General features: G+C 73.8%; 17 protein-coding genes. 6 read left to right on the forward strand and 11 right to left on the reverse strand.

What is annotated here, in order from left to right; all coding sequences use genetic code 11:
• Window positions 1–83: 83 nt before the first annotated feature.
• The 4 genes from ACLQ2W_RS02885 to ACLQ2W_RS02900 all read right to left on the reverse strand — a co-directional run bounded on the left by ACLQ2W_RS02885 (window position 84) and on the right by ACLQ2W_RS02900 (window position 5,051).
• Window positions 84–1,577, reverse strand: coding sequence for a N,N-dimethylformamidase beta subunit family domain-containing protein (locus ACLQ2W_RS02885; RefSeq protein ID WP_425785113.1), 1,494 nt, complete (start codon window positions 1,575–1,577; stop codon window positions 84–86).
• 73 nt (window positions 1,578–1,650) lie between these two features.
• Window positions 1,651–3,216 carry an AMP-binding protein gene (locus ACLQ2W_RS02890; RefSeq protein ID WP_425785114.1) on the reverse strand — a complete coding sequence of 522 codons (1,566 nt, stop codon included), beginning with the start codon at window positions 3,214–3,216 and terminating at the stop codon, window positions 1,651–1,653.
• A 165-nt stretch (window positions 3,217–3,381) separates the two neighbouring features.
• Entirely contained in the window at window positions 3,382–4,596 is a 1,215-nt protein-coding gene (locus ACLQ2W_RS02895) for an acyl-CoA dehydrogenase family protein (RefSeq protein WP_281933594.1), read from the reverse strand.
• A 2-nt stretch (window positions 4,597–4,598) separates the two neighbouring features.
• Window positions 4,599–5,051 (reverse strand): SCP2 sterol-binding domain-containing protein, encoded by a 453-nt coding sequence (locus tag ACLQ2W_RS02900; protein WP_343444160.1) that lies wholly within the window; start codon window positions 5,049–5,051, stop codon window positions 4,599–4,601.
• Window positions 5,052–5,117: 66 nt separating this feature from the next.
• Here ACLQ2W_RS02900 and ACLQ2W_RS02905 point away from each other — a divergent pair, with 66 nt between their 5' ends.
• A complete protein-coding gene (locus ACLQ2W_RS02905; protein WP_357304213.1) occupies window positions 5,118–5,756 on the forward strand; it encodes a TetR/AcrR family transcriptional regulator in 639 nt (212 codons plus the stop codon).
• 45 nt (window positions 5,757–5,801) lie between these two features.
• On the opposite strand, the gene ACLQ2W_RS02910 is transcribed toward ACLQ2W_RS02905, so the two are convergent.
• From ACLQ2W_RS02910 to ACLQ2W_RS02940, 7 genes are all read right to left on the reverse strand, one after another.
• Window positions 5,802–6,425 carry a DedA family protein gene (locus tag ACLQ2W_RS02910; protein ID WP_425785115.1) on the reverse strand — a complete coding sequence of 208 codons (624 nt, stop codon included), beginning with the start codon at window positions 6,423–6,425 and terminating at the stop codon, window positions 5,802–5,804.
• A 23-nt stretch (window positions 6,426–6,448) separates the two neighbouring features.
• On the reverse strand, window positions 6,449–7,711 hold the full coding sequence (locus ACLQ2W_RS02915) for an adenylosuccinate synthetase (RefSeq protein ID WP_425785116.1): 1,263 nt from the start codon (window positions 7,709–7,711) through the stop codon (window positions 6,449–6,451).
• Window positions 7,708–8,667, reverse strand: coding sequence for a hypothetical protein (locus tag ACLQ2W_RS02920; protein ID WP_281933589.1), 960 nt, complete (start codon window positions 8,665–8,667; stop codon window positions 7,708–7,710). Before ACLQ2W_RS02920 ends, ACLQ2W_RS02915 begins: the two co-directional genes overlap by 4 nt.
• A gap of 10 nt (window positions 8,668–8,677) precedes the next feature.
• Entirely contained in the window at window positions 8,678–9,433 is a 756-nt protein-coding gene (locus ACLQ2W_RS02925; RefSeq protein ID WP_425785117.1) for a serine/threonine protein kinase, read from the reverse strand.
• Window positions 9,430–10,182: an NUDIX hydrolase gene (locus ACLQ2W_RS02930; protein ID WP_107158027.1), complete on the reverse strand. Its 753-nt coding sequence runs from the start codon at window positions 10,180–10,182 to the stop codon at window positions 9,430–9,432. Before ACLQ2W_RS02930 ends, ACLQ2W_RS02925 begins: the two co-directional genes overlap by 4 nt.
• 83 nt (window positions 10,183–10,265) lie before the next feature.
• A complete protein-coding gene (locus ACLQ2W_RS02935) occupies window positions 10,266–11,348 on the reverse strand; it encodes a MaoC/PaaZ C-terminal domain-containing protein (protein WP_425785998.1) in 1,083 nt (360 codons plus the stop codon).
• The gene (locus tag ACLQ2W_RS02940; RefSeq protein ID WP_425785118.1) at window positions 11,348–12,703 is read right to left on the reverse strand and encodes a 3-oxoacyl-ACP reductase; all 1,356 of its coding nucleotides are present in this window, start codon (window positions 12,701–12,703) and stop codon (window positions 11,348–11,350) included. The genes ACLQ2W_RS02935 and ACLQ2W_RS02940 overlap by 1 nt, the downstream gene beginning before the upstream one ends.
• Window positions 12,704–12,756: 53 nt before the next feature.
• Here ACLQ2W_RS02940 and ACLQ2W_RS02945 point away from each other — a divergent pair, with 53 nt between their 5' ends.
• The 5 genes from ACLQ2W_RS02945 to ACLQ2W_RS02965 all read left to right on the forward strand — a co-directional run bounded on the left by ACLQ2W_RS02945 (window position 12,757) and on the right by ACLQ2W_RS02965 (window position 16,557).
• Window positions 12,757–14,049: an acetyl-CoA C-acetyltransferase gene (locus tag ACLQ2W_RS02945; RefSeq protein WP_425785119.1), complete on the forward strand. Its 1,293-nt coding sequence runs from the start codon at window positions 12,757–12,759 to the stop codon at window positions 14,047–14,049.
• Window positions 14,050–14,143: 94 nt separating this feature from the next.
• On the forward strand, window positions 14,144–14,905 hold the full coding sequence (locus ACLQ2W_RS02950; RefSeq protein ID WP_425785120.1) for a TNT domain-containing protein: 762 nt from the start codon (window positions 14,144–14,146) through the stop codon (window positions 14,903–14,905).
• A gap of 39 nt (window positions 14,906–14,944) precedes the next feature.
• Window positions 14,945–15,193 (forward strand): hypothetical protein, encoded by a 249-nt coding sequence (locus ACLQ2W_RS02955; RefSeq protein WP_405091910.1) that lies wholly within the window; start codon window positions 14,945–14,947, stop codon window positions 15,191–15,193.
• Window positions 15,194–15,292: 99 nt separating this feature from the next.
• On the forward strand, window positions 15,293–15,808 hold the full coding sequence (locus tag ACLQ2W_RS02960; protein ID WP_425785121.1) for a SigE family RNA polymerase sigma factor: 516 nt from the start codon (window positions 15,293–15,295) through the stop codon (window positions 15,806–15,808).
• Complete coding sequence (locus tag ACLQ2W_RS02965) at window positions 15,805–16,557, forward strand: hypothetical protein (protein ID WP_425785122.1); 753 nt, start codon at window positions 15,805–15,807, stop codon at window positions 16,555–16,557. Before ACLQ2W_RS02960 ends, ACLQ2W_RS02965 begins: the two co-directional genes overlap by 4 nt.
• Window positions 16,558–16,651: the final 94 nt, after the last annotated feature.

Below are 16,651 nucleotides of genomic sequence, written 5' to 3' on the forward strand. Positions count from 1 at the left end.
GCGGGCGGCAGCATGGCGAGCGCCGCGGGGACCACCGCAGCGCACCCGTGGTCGGTCCTGGGTGGAAACCTCGTGGGTGGCCGTCAGGCGGGCGCGGACCGGTCCCGGGCGACCATCCGGTCGAGCACGTTGGCGGTGGCCCGCTCGATGCGTGGATCGCGGTGGCCGCGCCGGTCCAGTGCCATGGTCCAGCCGAGCGTGCCGGTGGCGAACACGACCGCGCCCTGCGGCGTCTCGTGGACGTGGGTGCCCTGGAGCCGCCGGCCACCCTGCTGCGCCGGGTACGGCGACGAGCTGAGCATCGTCCCGCCGGGGCGGGGGACGCCCGCGTTCACGCCGTCCGCCTCACCGGCCACCACGCCGGGGACGCGGTCCCCGTCGGCCACCCCGGTGCCGGCCCACACCCAATGGTCGGCCGAGCGCACCACGAGCGGCTGCGGGGTCAGCACGATGCCGTTGTACTGCACGCCGAGCAGCGCCTGCTCCGGCCGGTCGAGGTCGCGCCAGGTGACCGTCGGGCCGGCGGCGTCCTCGCCCGGGTCGGGGCGGGTCTTGGCGCACTCGACCAGCCGTTCCGGGCGACCGTCCGCGGCGGCGCCCACGCGTACGTGCCAGTAGACGCTGTTCGCGCCGAAGAAGGCGAGGCTGGTGCCGCCGGCCAGCCCGGCCTCCACGGCCCGGCGCATCTCCGCCGACCAGTACTCGTCGTGTCCGCAGAACACCAGCCCCCGGTGCCGGGCCGGGTCGAGGCGACCGGAGTGCAGGTCGAAACTGGTCGCGTAGCTGACGTCGTAGCTGTTGCGTTCCAGCCACCGGATCGCGTCCTGGTCGCGGTCGGCCTGGGTGGGCAGGCCCGCGCCGGCGTACGGGCGGTCGAAGGAGACCGCCCGGGCCCGCAACTCGGAATCGCGTCGGCCGTTCGGGCGGTAGCCGTTGTAGAGGCTCCGGCCGGCCCGCCGGTCGCGGGGCCACTGGTTGTACGCCTGCCAGGTGGTCACCGGCAGCACCACGCAGAGCGCGGCGGCCCGCCGGTCGTCGCGTACCACGAAGGGGGTGGCCGCCCGCCAGCCGGCGGCCGAGGTGAAGACGGCCTGGTAGAGGCCGGAGGCCCAGCCCTCGGGCACGCGCAGGCGCCAGGAGCGCGGCCACCGGCAGTCGAGCGCGCCGGTGTCCGGGTCGGCGGGCGGCACCGGCTGCGGCTCGCCGGTCAGCTCGGGGCTGGTCAGCAACGTGCGGGAGCCGGCGCCGGCGTACCAACCGATCCGGTGCACGGTGATCCGGAACGGGCCGGCCGGGTCGACCGCGACGTGGAAGTCGATCGTCTCGCCGGGGGCGACGCTCGTCGTCGAGGCGTACCCCTGGATCTGACGTCGCCGGTCGTCGGCGGCCCGGCCGCCGTCCGCCGGCCACCAGGGCGCGCCGGCCGCGCGGTTCTCGATCTCGACCGGCGGGAGCTGCCGGGGGACCGGGGCGCTCTCGCGGTGCTCGCCGCGCACCGGTTCGAGGGGGCCGAGCGCGGAGGCGGACGCGCCGCCGAGGAGGAGGCCGAGCGCGGTTCGTCGGCGGAGTCGGACCATGGTGTTTTTCCCCGTTCACCCACTGAAACGCGGGCAAAGGTAGCACCATGCTCCGTCCTCTGTGGTCAGCCGATCAGCCGAAGTACCGGCGTAGTTCCCGACTCAGCACCTTGCCGGTGGCGTTACGGGGCAGGTACTTGACGAAGATCACATCGCGGGGCACCGAGAAGCGGGCCAGGTAGCGCCGGACGTACTCGCGGACCGCCTCCGGGTCGAGCGTCTCGCCGGGGCGCAGCGCCAGGAACGCGGCCAGCCGCTGCCCGTACTCCGGGTCCGGCACGCCGAGCACGGCCACCTCGCGGACCTGCGGCAACCGGGCGATCAGATCCTCCACCTCGGAGGGAAAGACGTTCTCGCCACCCGAGACGATCATGTCGTCGGCCCGCCCGTCCACGAAGAGCAGGCCCTCCGGGCTCAGTCGACCCAGGTCGCCGGTGTCGAGCAGCCCGTCGCGGCTCTCCCGGCCGGCGCCCGACGTGTAGCCCTCGAAGAGCATCTCGTTGCCGACGAAGATCCGGCCGACCCGGCCGTCCCGGATCGGCCGGTCCGCCTCGTCCACGATTTCCAGCCGGGTGCCGTGCGGCGGCCGGCCGGCCGTGGTGGGCGCGGCGCGCAGCTCGGCCGGGCCGGCGATGGACGCCCAGGAGACCTCGGTCGAGCCGTACAGGTTGTAGAGCACGTCGCCGTAGCGGTCCATGAACGCCGTGGCCAGGTTGCCCGGCAGCGCGGAGCCGCTGACCGCGACCACCTTGAGCGGCGGCCGGTGCGCCGGCGGCGCGACCTCCATCAGCCGTTGCAGCATCACCGGTACGGCGAAGAGCGCGTCGCACGGCTGGTTGGACAGCGCGGCCAGCGTGGCGGCCGGGTCGAAGCGGCGGTGCAGCACGACCGTGGCGCGCAGCGCGAACGAGACCTGGAGGGCGGCGTACCCCCAGGTGTGGAAGATCGGGGCGGCGATCATGACGACGTCCCGCGCGTGCAGCGGAATCCGGTCGATGATGGACACCAGCGGGCCGAAGCCGTGCGGGGTGGGCCGGCGGGCGCCCTTGGGCGTGCCGGTGGTGCCGGAGGTCAGCACGATGGTCCGGCCGTCGCGTTCCGGCGGCTGGAGCTTGTCGCCGGGCACCGCGCCGGCGATCAGCTCCTCCTGCCGTCGCTCGTCGACCCGGTGCAGTTCGGCCGGGAGGCCGAGCACCCGGTCGGCGAACTCGGCGTCGTGCACCAGCACGCGCAGGCCCTGCTCGTCGGCGACGGTGACCAGTTGGGCCGCGGAGAGGCCGGTGTTGACCAGGACGGCGTCCGCGCCGAGCAGCATCGACGCGACGATCGCCTCGATCAGCCCGTGGTGGTTGCGGCAGAGCAGCCCCACCCGGTCGCCGGCCTGCACGCCGAGGCCGGAGCGCAGCGACCGGGCCAACCGCTCCGAGCGGTCCAGCAGCTCCTGGTAGGTCAGCGCGGCGCCGTGCTCGTCCACCACGGCGACCCGGCCGGGGTCGCGGGCGGCGGCCTGGCGCAGCTCCCCGGCGAGACTCCAGCCCCACCGGCGCAGCGCGTTCAGTTGCGAGGCCACCCGGATCGGGCGGCCCGGGGTGAGCAGTCCGCGTCGGGTCAGCGTGGCGACGATGAACGGCAGGTCCACGGCGCAACCTCCTTCGCGTTCGAGGTCTCCCGATCATGCATCCGACCTGGTCGGTCGCGCGAGGGGGCCCGGCCCGCGACGGCGCCGACGGCGACCGGGTGGACCCCGGCCGCGCATCGGTACGCCCGGCACGGCGTGCCGTCGCGGGCCGGGGTCCGGCGGCGATCAGCGAATCTGCATCCCGGAGATGGCCCGGGAGATGACCAGCCGCTGGATCTCGGAGGTGCCCTCGAAGATGGTGTAGATCTTGGCGTCCCGGTACCACCGCTCGACCGGGTGGTCGCGCAGGAAGCCCGCGCCGCCGAGAAGCTGGACCGCCTTGTCGGTCACCGAGACCGCCACCTCGCCGGCCTTGAGCTTGGACATCGAGCCCTCGCCGGCGGTGAACGGCCGGTTGTTGCGGCCCATCCAGGACGCCCGCCAGACCAGCAGCCGGGCGGCGTCGATCTCCATCCGCATGTCGGCGAGCGCGAACGCGACCGCCTGGTTCTCGATGATCGGCCGGCCGAACTGCACCCGCTCCTTGGCGTAGTCGAGCGCGTACTCGTACGCGGCGCGGGCCACGCCGAGCGCCTGCGCGCCGACGGTCGGCCGGGACAGCTCGAACGTGCGCATCGCCGCCTGGCCGGAGGCGCGTTGGCCGGCGCGGGCCCGGGCCAGCCGCTCGTCGAGCGCGTCCCGGCCGCCGAGCAGGCAGCGGCCCGGCACCCGGACGTCGTCGAGGAAGACGTCGGCGGTGTGCGAGGCGCGCAGCCCGAGCTTGCGCAGCTTGCGGGTGGCGCTGAGGCCGGGCGTGCCCGGCGGTACGACGAACGCGGCCTGCCCGCGCGAGCCCAGCTCCGGCGCGACGGAGGCGGTGACCACGTGCACCCCGGCGATGCCGCCGTTGGTGGCGTACGCCTTCTGGCCGTTGAGCACCCACTCGTCGGTGGCCTCGTGGTAGACGGCGCGGGTCCGCATCGACCCGACGTCGGAGCCGGCCTCCGGCTCGGTGGTGCAGAACGCGGCGACGGCCGGCTGGTCGGTGTCGCCGAAGCACTGCGGCACCCACTCGACGAGCTGGTCCGGGGTGCCGGCGCCGTAGATGCCGGCGACCGCGAGGGCGGTGCCGAAGATGCTCAGGCCGATGCCGGCGTCGCCCCAGAAGAGCTCTTCGCTGGCGATCGGCAGGGAGAGGCCGGTGGGGTCGGCCCAGCAGGTGGCGAGGAACTCGAACCCGTACAGGCCGACCTTCGCCGCCTCCTGGATGACCGGCCAGGGAGTCTCCTCCCGGGCGTCCCACTCGGCCGCGGCCGGGCGCACGACCTCGGCGGCGAAGCCGTGCACCCAGTCGCGAAGGTCCCGCTGTTCCTCGTTCAGGTCGAGCGAGAACTCGGCCATGGTCAGGCCTTGGGGATGTCGAACAGGTTGGCGATGTTGGCCGCCAGGCCCAGATCGCCCTTGGCCTTCAGCTTGCCGGTCATGAACATCATCACCGGGTTGGCGCCGCCGGAGACGATCTTCAGGAACTCGACCGGGCCCATGGTGAGGCTGAGCTTCGGGTCCCGGGTCGGGGTGTCCGAGACGGTGCAGGTGCCGTTCTCGATGACGATCTCGTAGGTGTCGGTGCCACCGTCCGGACGACCGGTGATGTTCCAGTGGATGACCGCGTTGGTGGAGCCGGCGCGGTCGGCCCGGAACAGCGTGGGCATCCGGTTGAAGACCTCGCTGAGGATCTTGCCGCGCGCGTCACCGGACATGATCTCGGCGATCTTGTCGTCCGGCGTGGACTTGACCAGCTGCGCGAACTCCTTCGGGCCGACGTTCGCGAAGGTGGCCGGGTCGAAGTCAGTCATGGAAGACACCTCTCGATTTTGGTTACTCCAGCGTAACCTTACGCACGAGTAGGTATGCTTGCAAGAGTGTCCAGCACACCGACGTTCAAGCGCCTTCCCCGCGCCGTACGCGAGCAGCAGATGCTCGACGCGGCGGTCAAGGTCTTCTCCCGACGCGGCTTCCACGCCGCCAGCATGGACGAGATCGCCGACGACGCCGGCATCTCCAAGCCGATGGTCTACGCCTACCTCGGCACCAAGGAGGAACTCTTCGTCGCCTGCCTGCACCGCGAGGGCACCCGGATGATGGAGGCCATCGCCGGCGCCGCCGCCCCCGACCTGCCGGCCGACGAGCGGCTCTGGCGCGGGCTGCGCGCGTTCTTCGGCTTCGTCGGCGCGCACCGGGACGGCTGGGCGGTGCTCTACCGGCAGGCCCGGGGCTCCCAGCCGTTCGCCGCCGAGCTGGCCACCATGCGCGGCCGGCTGGTCGAGGTGGTCGCCGGCATGCTCGACCACGCGCTGCGCGCCTCCGGCCGCGAGGTCGGCGCCACCGACCTGGAGGTGGTGGCGTACGCGCTGGTGGGCGCGTCCGAGTCGCTGGCCGACTGGCTGGCCGACCACCCCGAGGCCGACGCCGAGAAGACCGCCACCCGGATGATGAACGTCGCCTGGCTGGGCGCCGACCAACTCCTACGCGGCATCACCTGGCGCCCGGGTGCGGTTTAAGGAGGGGCCCCCGGTTAACGCCTCCGGTATAGGCGGGGCCCCCTTTTAACACCCGCGTCGTGCCGCAGCCCGGGCGCGCGCCCGGCGACGGGCCCAGCGGGCGGCCTCGAACAGGCCGGTGACCGCCACCGAGATGCCGATGCCGGCGAGCAGCCCGGTGACCGGGTTGTGCTCGAACGCCAGCCCGCCGAAGTAGCCGAGCAGCCCGCAGTAGATCCCCCAGGTGCCGCACGCCAACGCGTCGTAGAGCAGGAACGAGCGCAGCGGATAGCGGACCGCGCCCATGGTGAGCGTGACCGCGGTGCGGCCGCCGGGCACGTAGCGCGCGGTCGTCAGGATCATCCCGCCGCGCCTGTCGACCGCCCGGCGGGCCCACTCGGAACTCGCCCGCCGCCGGCTGTCGGCGGGCAACCGGGCCAGCCGGTGCGCGCCCCCGCCGCGCCCGATGGCGTACGAGACGTGGTCGCCGACCAGTGCGCCGAGCGCGGCGGTCACGATCACCGCCACCAGGTGCGGCTCGCCGCTCGCCGCGAACACGCCGGCGGTGATCACCACGGTTTCACCCGGTACCGCCGGGAAGAACGCGTCGACCGCGGTGACCGCGACGATCACCAGGTACACCCACGGCGAGGTCACCGTCTGGTGCAGCAGGTCGAGCACGTCCCCCATGCCCCCATGCTCGACGCTGGGCGTTAAGCGGGGGCCCTTCCTATACAAAATGCGTTAACAAGGGGCCCCTCCTTCTCCTCAGCGGTGGGGCCGTGCGACGTCAGCAGCACGGGGGCGCGGAGCGCCTCCGACACGGCTGCCGGCCAGTCGGTGGGCGACTCGTCCAGCACCGGCCGGGCAAGCATCAGCCGGGCGGTCAACGCCGCCTGCCGGTCCAGGTCCCCGGGTGGGCCGGGCACGAGTCGGTCGAGCCCGTCCGCGTACCGCCGGCACATGCGCAGGTGAGGGCCGGCCAGGTCGAGGTGGGTCAGCGCCAGCCCGTCCACGCCGCCCGCCACGTCGAGGGCGTACCGGTGGGCGACGGCGTCGAAGTGCCCGAACCGGAACCGGCCCTGCCATTCGTTCGTCGGGTTGCGCGGGTCGGTGAACGGCAGCGCCGGGTCCTCGGTGACGAGCGGGCCGGGGCCGTGCCGGGTGGTGGTCACCCGCAGCACCCCGAGCCGCTGCGCGGTCCCGGCCATCCCGGCCTCGGCGAGCAGCGTCTCGGCGTTGGCGAACGTCGTGGTGCTCCACGTCGTGTACGGGTGGAAGCCGTGCCACTCGTCCAGCAGTACGCCCTGCGCGCCCTCGAACACGCAGGTGCCGGCGCGCAGCGCCCCGGCGAGCCAGCTCCGGTCGACGATCGCCACCCGGTCGGCGAACGCCGCGTACGCGGGCAGGCAGTCGTCGACCGGCGGCGCGTCCAGCGCTCCCAGTTCGGCGGTGAGCCGGTCGCGCAGCGCGGTGAGCCGGCGGCGCAGCACCGCCGGCCGGCGGCAGTCCGCGACCCGGGGCGCCTCGTCGGGGTGGGCGAGGCCGTACGCGACCGCCTCGCCCACCCCGAGCCCGCAGGAGCCGTGCCGGTCGGCTCCCCGGGCGATCTCCCGGGCCCGGTTGGCGGCCCGGTGGTACGGCGTGGCCAGCAACGCCTCCCCGTCCACGGTCAGCCGGTCGAACGCGTCGGGCACGCCGACCGACGCGAGGTGGTCGGCCTCGGCGGCCAACGCCAGCGGGTCGACCACCACGTGCCGCGCCAGGTGCGTCCGCACCCCGGGACGGAACGTGCCGGCACCGAACTGCGCGAACGTGTGCGCCCGCCCGTCGCGCAGCACCACGTTGTGCGCCGCCTGTGCGCCGCCGTTGAAGCGGACCACGGTGTGCACCGGCCGGGTCGCGCAGAGCGCGTCGACGACGGTGCCCTTGCCGGCGTCGCCGTAGCCGAGGTCGACCACCAGCACGTGGTTCACAGCCGGGTGACCCCGTTCCCGCCGTCGGTCGGGGCGAACGGCAGCGCCGCGACCGCGCGCCGGCCACCGCCGAGCCCGGCGAGTGCCCGGGAGACGGTCCGGGCGGCGGTCGAGCCGGCCCGGTCCAGGTCGCTGAGCCCGGCGTCCAGGTCGATGGCCTGTTCGCCGAGGCCGACGGTGAGCGCGATGGTCTCGCAGACCGCGTCCAGGTCGTCCAGCTCGACCGCGTTCTGCCCGAGCAGGCCGCGCCAGAAGTCGAGCACCTTGCGGTTGCCGGCGTAGTGGCTGCCGGCCGGGAGCAGGTAGTAGGTGTCCCACCGCGCGGTCACCTCGTCCACCACCTGCCGGATCGGCAGGTCCTCGGCCAGGCCACCGCCGATCAGCCGGGTCACCTCACGCGCCTTCACCCGGGGGTACGCCAGCTCGTCGCCGATGATGAACAGGTAGCCGCGTCGGCCCCGCTTCTCCCAACTGTCGGTGGCCGTGTGCCGGGCCATGAAGTGCAGCGCCAGCTCGTACGACTCCATCATCTGGCCGCCCCCGCCGCCTTCCAGCACGATCCGGCCGAGGTCGTCGTCCATCCGGTTGTCGGACTCGAACTGCCCGATCTGGAGCGGCACCCGGTCGCAGGTGGCGTCGCCGATCGCGCCGAACAGCACCTGCGGGTCGCGGGCGTACCCCTGGCGGAGCAGCAGGCCGAGCAGTTGCGGCAGCTTGCGTTGGAGCACCCGGGGCACGTGTCCCATCGAGCCGGTGACGTCGAAGAGCACCGCGATCGGCGTCGACTGCGGGTGTTCGGCGGAGTCGCGGCTCTCCCGCGTCGCGTCGCGCGGGTCGAGTGCGGGGTGCACCTGCCGGGCCCCGCTGTCGCTGTAGGAGAACGCGCTCTTGCCGGTCCGGCGCCGGTAACGGTCGGCGGCGTCGTACACGTCGGTGGACCAGATTCCGCTGCCCATGGCAGCCTCCCTAGGGGTTGAGGGTGAAGGGTCGGAAGGTGCGCGGCCCGTAGAGCCGCTCCAGCACCTCGTCGAGTTCGCGGAGCAGCCGCCAGGCGTCGTCCGGCCGGGCGGTCAGCGCGGGTTGCCGGCAGCCGGCCGCGAACGCGCGCAGCTCGCGTGGCGCGCGGTCGGCCATCAGCCAGTCCAGGCAGCGGGCCGCCAGCGCGATGTCGGTACCGGGGCCGCAGGGCCGCTTCCCGGTGACCTCCGGCGGGTACCAGTCGGCCATGCCGGTGACCAGGGCCGGCACCAGCCCGCCGGGCTCGGTGGAGAAGCACCAGTCGACGAGCACCAGGCCGTGCGCGTCCGGCTCGATCAGCACGTTCCGGGGGAGCACCGCGCCGTGCACCACGCCGGCCCGGTGGGCCAGGCCGAGCGCGACCAGCAGCCGTCGCCACATCCAGGCCGCGTCGCGGGGGTCGACCCCATCGGGGTACGCCCGGCGCACGTCCTCCAGGCTGTGCAGCCCGGGGACCGTCTCCAACTCGTTGACCAGCAGTTCCGCGCCGGTCGCCGGGTCACGCACCGGGTAGGAGTCGACCAGCCGGGGCACGTACGCCAGGTGGCGGGCGTCGCCCCGCGCGGCGATCCGTCGCAGCGCGCGTGCCTCGCGGGCCATCAGGTCGTTGTCGCTCGGATGCTGCGGCGCCTTGAGCTGCCGGTGATAAGCGGGGGCCCCGCCTCTACCGGAGGCGTTAAGCGGGGGCCCCTCCTTGCACCTCATCGGATGGATTCCTCGCGGGCGGGGCGCAGCAGGGCGGGGTGCAGGAGGCGGGCGTCGCCGGGGCGGTAGAGCTTGGCGCGCGGGCCGCCGCGTGCGCCGCCGCGCTCGGTGCTGGCGCCGGTGCTCTCCACGAAGCCCGGCACGGAGAGCACCTTGCGGTGGAAGTTGCCGGCGTGCAGCGGGTGTCCCCAGACCGTCTCGTAGACCGCGCGCAGCTCGGTGACGGTGAACTCGGGGGCGAGGAACCGGGTGGCCAGCGGCGTGTACTCCAGCTTGGACCGGGCCCGCTCCAAGCCGTCGTCGATGATCCGGCCGTGGTCGAAGGCGAGCTGCCGGCTGGTCAGCGCCGTGACCGGCAGCCAGATCGCCTCGTCGGCGTCGCTGTCGGCGACCGGGTCGGGCAGGTCGGGCGCGAACGCCAGGTGGGCGACGGAGACCACCCGCATGCGCGGGTCCCGGTCGGGTGCGCCGTAGCTGCCGAGCTGCTCCAGGTGCACCCGGCGCAGCCGTTCGCCGCCGAGCCCGGTCTCCTCGGCCAGCTCGCGTCGCGCGCCGGCGGCCAGGTCCTCGTCGGGGTGGACGAAGCCGCCGGGCAGCGCCCAGTGCCCCTCGTACGGCGGCGCGCCCCGGCGGATCAGCAGCAGGTGGAGCGCGTCCTCGCGGATGGTCAGCGCCACCACGTCGACGGTGACCGCGACCGCCGGGTAGTCGCGGGGGTCGTATCCGGCGAGGAAGTCCTGCTCGTTCACGGCGCTCACTCTCTCAGGTTGAGAACAACTCAATCTGAGAACAACTTAACGCACGAGAGAGGGGGCCGGCAAGCCCCCTCTCCTCAGCGGACGGTGCCGACCAGGTGCGGTCGTCCGTCCCGTGCGCCGTGCAGCCCGAAGTCCCAACCCGCGCCGTCGGCGGCGGCCCGGAACGCCACCGTGGACGGCAGCGGCACCGGCAGCTTGAACGCCACGTCCACGGTGTATGCATCCGGCAGCCGGGCCTCCAACGCGGCCAGGCAACGCGCCTTGCTCCACATGCCGTGCGCGATCGGGCGCGGGAAGCCGAACAGCCGGGCACCCAGCTTCGAGGTGTGGATCGGGTTGTGGTCGCCGGAGACCCGCGCGTAGTCCGTACCGACCCGCGGCGTCACCCGCCACTGCGCCGTGGTGGCCGGCGGCGTCGGGCGGTCACCACGGTCGCGCCGCGGGCCACCGCCGGCCGCACGCTCCTTCCCGAGGTACGTCGACACGCCGCGCCACACCTCCTCCCCGCCGATCGAGCCGACCAGCACCACGTCGAGCTGCCGGCCCCGCTCGTGCGGACGCAGGTTCTCCGCGTACGTGTGGAAGTCGACGGTCTCGCCGACCCGGGCCGGTCGGTGCACGGTGATCCGATTGGCCACGTGCACCACGCCGGTGAGCGGGATCGGGAAGTCGGCGGCGGTCATCAGCCGCAGCGACACCGGGAACCCGAGCACGTGCAGGTACGTGGCCGGCAGCCGGTCGGCCAGCCGGAACCCGCAGACCCGGTCGTAGGCGGCCAGGTGCGCCGCATCCACCGGCACCCCGGCGACGGTCAGCTCGACGGCCGGCAGCTCCCGCCCCCGCCCCCGCCGCCCGCCCAGACCGGGCACCGCCCCCAGCAGCGCCCGCCGGTACAGCCCGCCGGCCGCCGGCAGCCGCCCCAGCACCTCCTGACGTCGCCCACCCGGCCCCCCACCCGGCTCCCCACCCGGCCCCCCACCCGCCCCGCCCGGTTGATCATGAAGTTGGCTGCCTTGTGGATCTCCTGAAGTGCCGTCAACTTCATGATCGTCGGAGTGGGCCAGCGCGGCGGCGCGGGCCGAAGTGAGGTCCCGGGTGGGGCCCTCGATCAGGTCGGGGAGGGTCAGGTCCTCGCGGTCGTGGTCGTGGGGTGCCATCACGCCCCCAGCAGGCTCTGGCCGCAGACCCGGACCACGTTGCCGCTGACCGCGCCGGTCGCCGGCCAGGAGAGCCAGCCGATCGTCTCGGCCACGTCCACCGGCAGGCCGCCCTGGGCCATGCTGTTCATCCGGCGTCCCGCCTCCCGGATGGTCAGTGGGATGCGCGCGGTCAACCGGGTCTCGATGAACCCGGGCGCGACCGCGTTCAGGCTGATCCCGCGCTCACGCAGCACCGGGGCCAGCGAGTCGACCAGACCGATCACGCCGGCCTTGCTGGTCGCGTAGTTGGTCTGCCCCCGGTTGCCGGCGATCCCGGCGATCGAGGAGACCGCGACGATCCGCCCGCCGGTCGGGATCAGGTCGCGTTCCAGCAGCACGTCGTTGATCCGTTCCTGACTGGACAGGTTCACGTCGATCACCGAGTCCCAGCGGTCGGCGTCCATCCGGCCGAGCGTCCTGTCCCGGGTGATGCCCGCGTTGTGCACCACCACGTCGACCCGGCCGTGCCGGGACGCCAGGTGCTCGGCCAGCCGGGCCGGCGCGTCCGGCGCGGTCAGGTCGAGCTGCACGGCGCTGCCGCCGACGTCGTTGGCCACCGCGGCCAGCTCGTCGCCGGCCGCCGGCACGTCGAGTGCCACCACCTGCGCGCCGTCGCGGGCCAGCACCTTCGCCAGCGCCGCGCCGATGCCCCGGGCCGCGCCGGTGACCAGCACCACCTGCCCGTCCAGCGGCCGGTTCCAGTCGGCCGGCACGACGGCGGTGCCGGTGCCGACCCGGACGACCTGCCCAGAGACGTACGCGGAGCGACCGGAGAGCAGGAAGCGCAGCGTGGACTCCAGGCTCACCGGGGTGCTGGGGTCGCGGTGCCGGGTGACGTACACGAGCTGGGCGGTGACACCCCGGCCGAACTCCTTGCCGATGCTGCGGGTCAGCCCCTCCAGCGCGCGCTGGGCGGTCGCCTCCCGGGGCGAGTCGCACTCGGCCGGCGGCGTGCCGAGCACGATCACCCGACCGCTGGGCAGCAGCGACCGGGCCTGCGGATGGAAGAAGTCGTAGAGCTGGCGCAGCCCGGTGGAGTCGGTGACGCCGCTGGCGTCGTACACCAGGGCGGCGAAGCGGCTGTCGGCGGCGGTGGCGGCCGGGTCGGCCAGCTCGACCCCGGCGGCGGCCAGGCGTTGGCGGACCGGCTCGGTGAGCTGGCCGCCGGTCGAGGAGCCGAGCAGGACCGGCCCGGGGGCGAGCGGGTCGCCCGGCGTGTGCCGGCGCAGTCGGGGCGGGTCGGGCAGCCCGAGGCGCTTGACCAGCGCGCGACCGGCCCCTGTCTGGACGAAGCTCGCGTACCTGTCGGTCATAGGCGTAGCCTACTGGCGAGTAGGGTTCGGCGACAGCTTCGAGGAGGCCGATCGTGCAGAGTGTCCGGCGGGTCGCAGTGGTCGGCGGCAACCGCATCCCCTTCGCCCGGTCCAACTCGCGCTACGCGCACGCGTCCAACGCCGACATGCTCGGCGCGGCGCTCGACGGGCTGGTCGCCCGGTTCGGGCTGGCCGGCGAGCGGCTCGGCGAGGTGGCGGCCGGTGCGGTGCTGAAGCACTCCCGGGACTTCAACCTCACTCGTGAGGTGGTGCTCGGCTCCCGGCTCGACCCGCACACCCCGGCGTACGACGTCCAGCAGGCGTGCGGCACCGGGCTGGAGGCCGCCATCGGTGTCGCCAACAAGATCGCCCTCGGGCAGATCGACGTCGGCGTGGCCGGCGGCGTGGACACCACCTCGGACGCGCCGCTGGCGGTCAACGAGGACCTGCGCCGCACGCTGATCCAGCTCAACTCCGCCCGGACCCTCGGCGAGCGGCTCAAGCTGGCCACGAAGCTGCGCCCGCTCCAGCCGTTCAAGCCGGAGATCCCGCGCAACGCCGAGCCGCGTACCGGGCTGTCCATGGGCGAGCACGCCGCCCGGAGCGCGCTGCGCTGGAACATCGACCGGGCCGCCCAGGACGAGTTGGCGCTCCGCTCGCACCAGCGGCTCGCCGCCGCGTACGAGGACGGGTTCTTCGACGACCTGATCACCCCCTACCTGGGGTTGACCCGCGACCAGAACCTCCGCCCGGACACCTCCCTGGAGAAGCTCGGCTCGCTCAAGCCGATCTTCGGCACCACCGGCCCGGACGCCGACCGGGCGACCATGACCGCCGGTAACTCCTCGCCGCTCACCGACGGCGCGTCGACCGTGCTGCTGGCCTCGGAGGAGTGGGCGCGGGCGCACAACCTGCCGGTGCTCGCCTGGTTCGCCTGGTCCGAGACGGCCGCAGTCGACTTCGTGCACGGCGACGAGGGGCTGCTGATGGCCCCCGCGTACGCGGTGCCCCGGATGCTGTCGCGGGCCGGCCTCACGCTCCAGGACTTCGACTTCTACGAGATCCACGAGGCGTTCGCCTCGCAGGTGCTGGCCACCCTGGCCGCCTGGGAGTCGCCGGAGTTCTGCAAGGAACGCCTCGGCCTGGACGCGCCGCTCGGCCCGATCGATCGGGACAGGGTGAACGTCAACGGCTCCTCGCTGGCCGCCGGGCACCCGTTCGCCGCCACCGGTGGCCGGATCGTCGCGTCGCTGGCCAAGCTGCTCGACCGGAAGGGGAGCGGACGCGGCCTGATCTCCATCTGCGCGGCCGGTGGGCAGGGCGTGACCGCCATCCTGGAGCGCTAGCTCGATCAGGTAGCTAAACGGACAAGTCCTCATATTAATGCCGAGAACCTCTCAGGATGGATCGTACTGATCCAGCCTAATTTGGAGGTTTTCGGTGAAAACACGCCGTTGGTTGCTCGCCCTCGTCTCCGGGGCGGCATTCGTTCTCGCACCCGGCGCCGCCCAACCGGTCGGTGCGGTCGCCGCCACCACGCTCGCCGCCCGGACGGTCGCCCTCGCCCCGGCCGGCGACGCGTCCGAACGGCCGCAACCCCCACCCACCCAGAGCCTCTGCCGGCCGGGCACCCCGCCCACCGCGCCGCCGACCACCGAGTTCTACGACAACAACCCGATGCTCGGCCCGGCCACGCTGCCCACCGCCTCGCCGGTCGGGCCGCTGCTCGCCGGCTACCAGCGGTTCGGGGCGCTGACCGAGAGCGAGTTCCTGGCGCAGTACACCACCGGGACCCCGGCGGCGTACGTCTACCCGCCGGCCAACGGGTTCGTCATCGCCCCCGACGGCCGCCCGCTCAAGCAGGCGCAGAGCCTGCTGGCCGGCTACCGGCTCGACCGCTTCGGCTTCACCGGTGGCGCGTTCCTCGCACCGCTCGGCACGCCGTTCAGCTCGCGCGCGCTCACCCCGCAGAGCCTGAACACACCGGCGAACGCGCCGCTGGCCAACTACCACGTCTACTGCGTGGTCAAGCCGTTCACGGTCGACTCCGGCCCGATCGCGTCGTGGTTCGCCCAGCCCGGCATGGGCACCCAGTTCCAGCTCAACCCCGCGTACCTGCCGCAGGCCGGGGCCACGCTGACCGTGCAGTGGCTGCTCGACAACGGTTTCCTGGTGGAAGAGGATCTGACCGCCGGGGTGTGAGCACAGGCCACGGCCTTGACACGAGACGGGAGGTCGGGCGTGGACCGGCACCAGGTACGCGCCGCGCTGCTGGCGGCCGGGCTGTCCCCGGACGCGTTCGCGCTGGAGGGCGTGCACGAACACGTGCCGGTCCCGCCCGACTTCTGGTTCCTGCGCCGGGCCCGCGCCGGCGGCTGGGAGATCGGTGCCTACGAGCGCGGGACGTACGACGTCCGGCAGCGCTTCGACACCGAGGAGGAGGCGGGCGACGGGCTCTGGCGCGCACTCACCGGCCGGCCCGCGCCGTGAGCCGTCCGGGGCGCACTGATGCGGCATCCGTGAGCCGGGCAACCTGATCGGTCCCGGCTTCCGTCCCCTGGGCATGAGGCGAGCGACGGGTGCTGTTCCGTGACCGGGCGCGACGACGAGTTCCGCGACTACGTGTCCGCCCGGCTGGAGCCGTTGCGCCGTACCGCGTACCTGCTCTGCCGGGACTGGCACACGGCGGACGACCTGGTGTCGATCACGTTGAGCAAGCTCTACCGGAACTGGCGGCGGGCCCGCGACGCGGACAACCTCGACGCGTACGTCCGGGGGATGCTCACCAACGCCTGGCTGGACGAGCGGCGACGGCCGTGGCGGCGCGAGCGCAGCACCGACGACGTGCCGGACCGGGCGGACCTGGCTGCCGGGGAGCCGGACGTCGGTGAGCGGGAGGTGCTGCTCGACCTGCTCGGGCGGCTCGCCCCGCGGCGACGCGCGGTGGTGGTGCTCCGGTTCTACTGCGACCTCTCGGTCGAGGAGACCGCCCAGGTGCTCGGCGTCAGCAGCGGGACCGTGAAGAGTCAGGCCGCCCGGGCGCTGGAGACGCTCCGCCTGCTCGCCTCGAAGGACTCGGCAGTGGAGAGCGGGAGGCAGAGATGACGTACCGGCAGATCTTCGACGAGGCGATCGGCGCGGCACCACCGACGGCAGTGGACGTCGACACCCTGGTGACCCGGGAGGGCCGACGGCGCCGACGGCGCACCACCGCGTACACGGCCTCGGCGGCGACCGCGGTGCTGGCGCTGGCGCTCGGCGCCGGCACACTGGTCGGGCCGGGCTCGGCCACCGGGCCCGCCCCCGCCTACTCGGCGGCGTCCGCCACGGCGGTGGACCCCGCGGGGCGCCTCCGCTCCGCGATGCTGGCCGCGCTCGACCGGGAGGCGCCGGACCTGCGGTGGGTACGCGGTGCCGGTCCGGTCACCGACGGGGCCACCTGGGGCGGCCCGCTCACCGGCACGCCCCAGTGGTCGGTGCAGCCGTTCCAGTGGGAGTCCATGACCGGCTGGTCCGGGGTCGGCGTGGCGGCGCGCGGCGACGTCCGCTCCTACCTGGGCGTCTTCGTGGGTCGACCCCGGCCCGGCCAGACCGCCGGTCCGCAGCGCTGCACCCCTGGCCCGCTGAAGTGCCGATCCTTCACCGGCCCCGACGGCGAGCGGGTGGTCGTGGCGGACTTCGAGGGCCGGCGCACCGTGCCGGGGCCCGTCGTCCGAATCGTCGAACGGTTCGTGACAGTCGTGCGCACGGACGGGACCTGGGTGCAGGTCGAGACGCACCCGGCCGCCGACCGGCACCTGCTGACGGCCGAGGAGATGATCGGCGTCGCGCTGGACCCGGCGATCCGGCTGTAGTCGACCGCCCGCCCCGGCCCGTTCATCCGGGCCGGGGCGGCTCTCGTGAGGCCAGCGCGAAGGATCGTATTGTTCCAGGTGGAGGTGCGCCGGA

The sequence above is a fragment of the Micromonospora sp. DT227 genome, from assembly GCF_049841835.1.
Taxonomy (GTDB): Bacteria; Actinomycetota; Actinomycetes; order Mycobacteriales; family Micromonosporaceae; genus Micromonospora.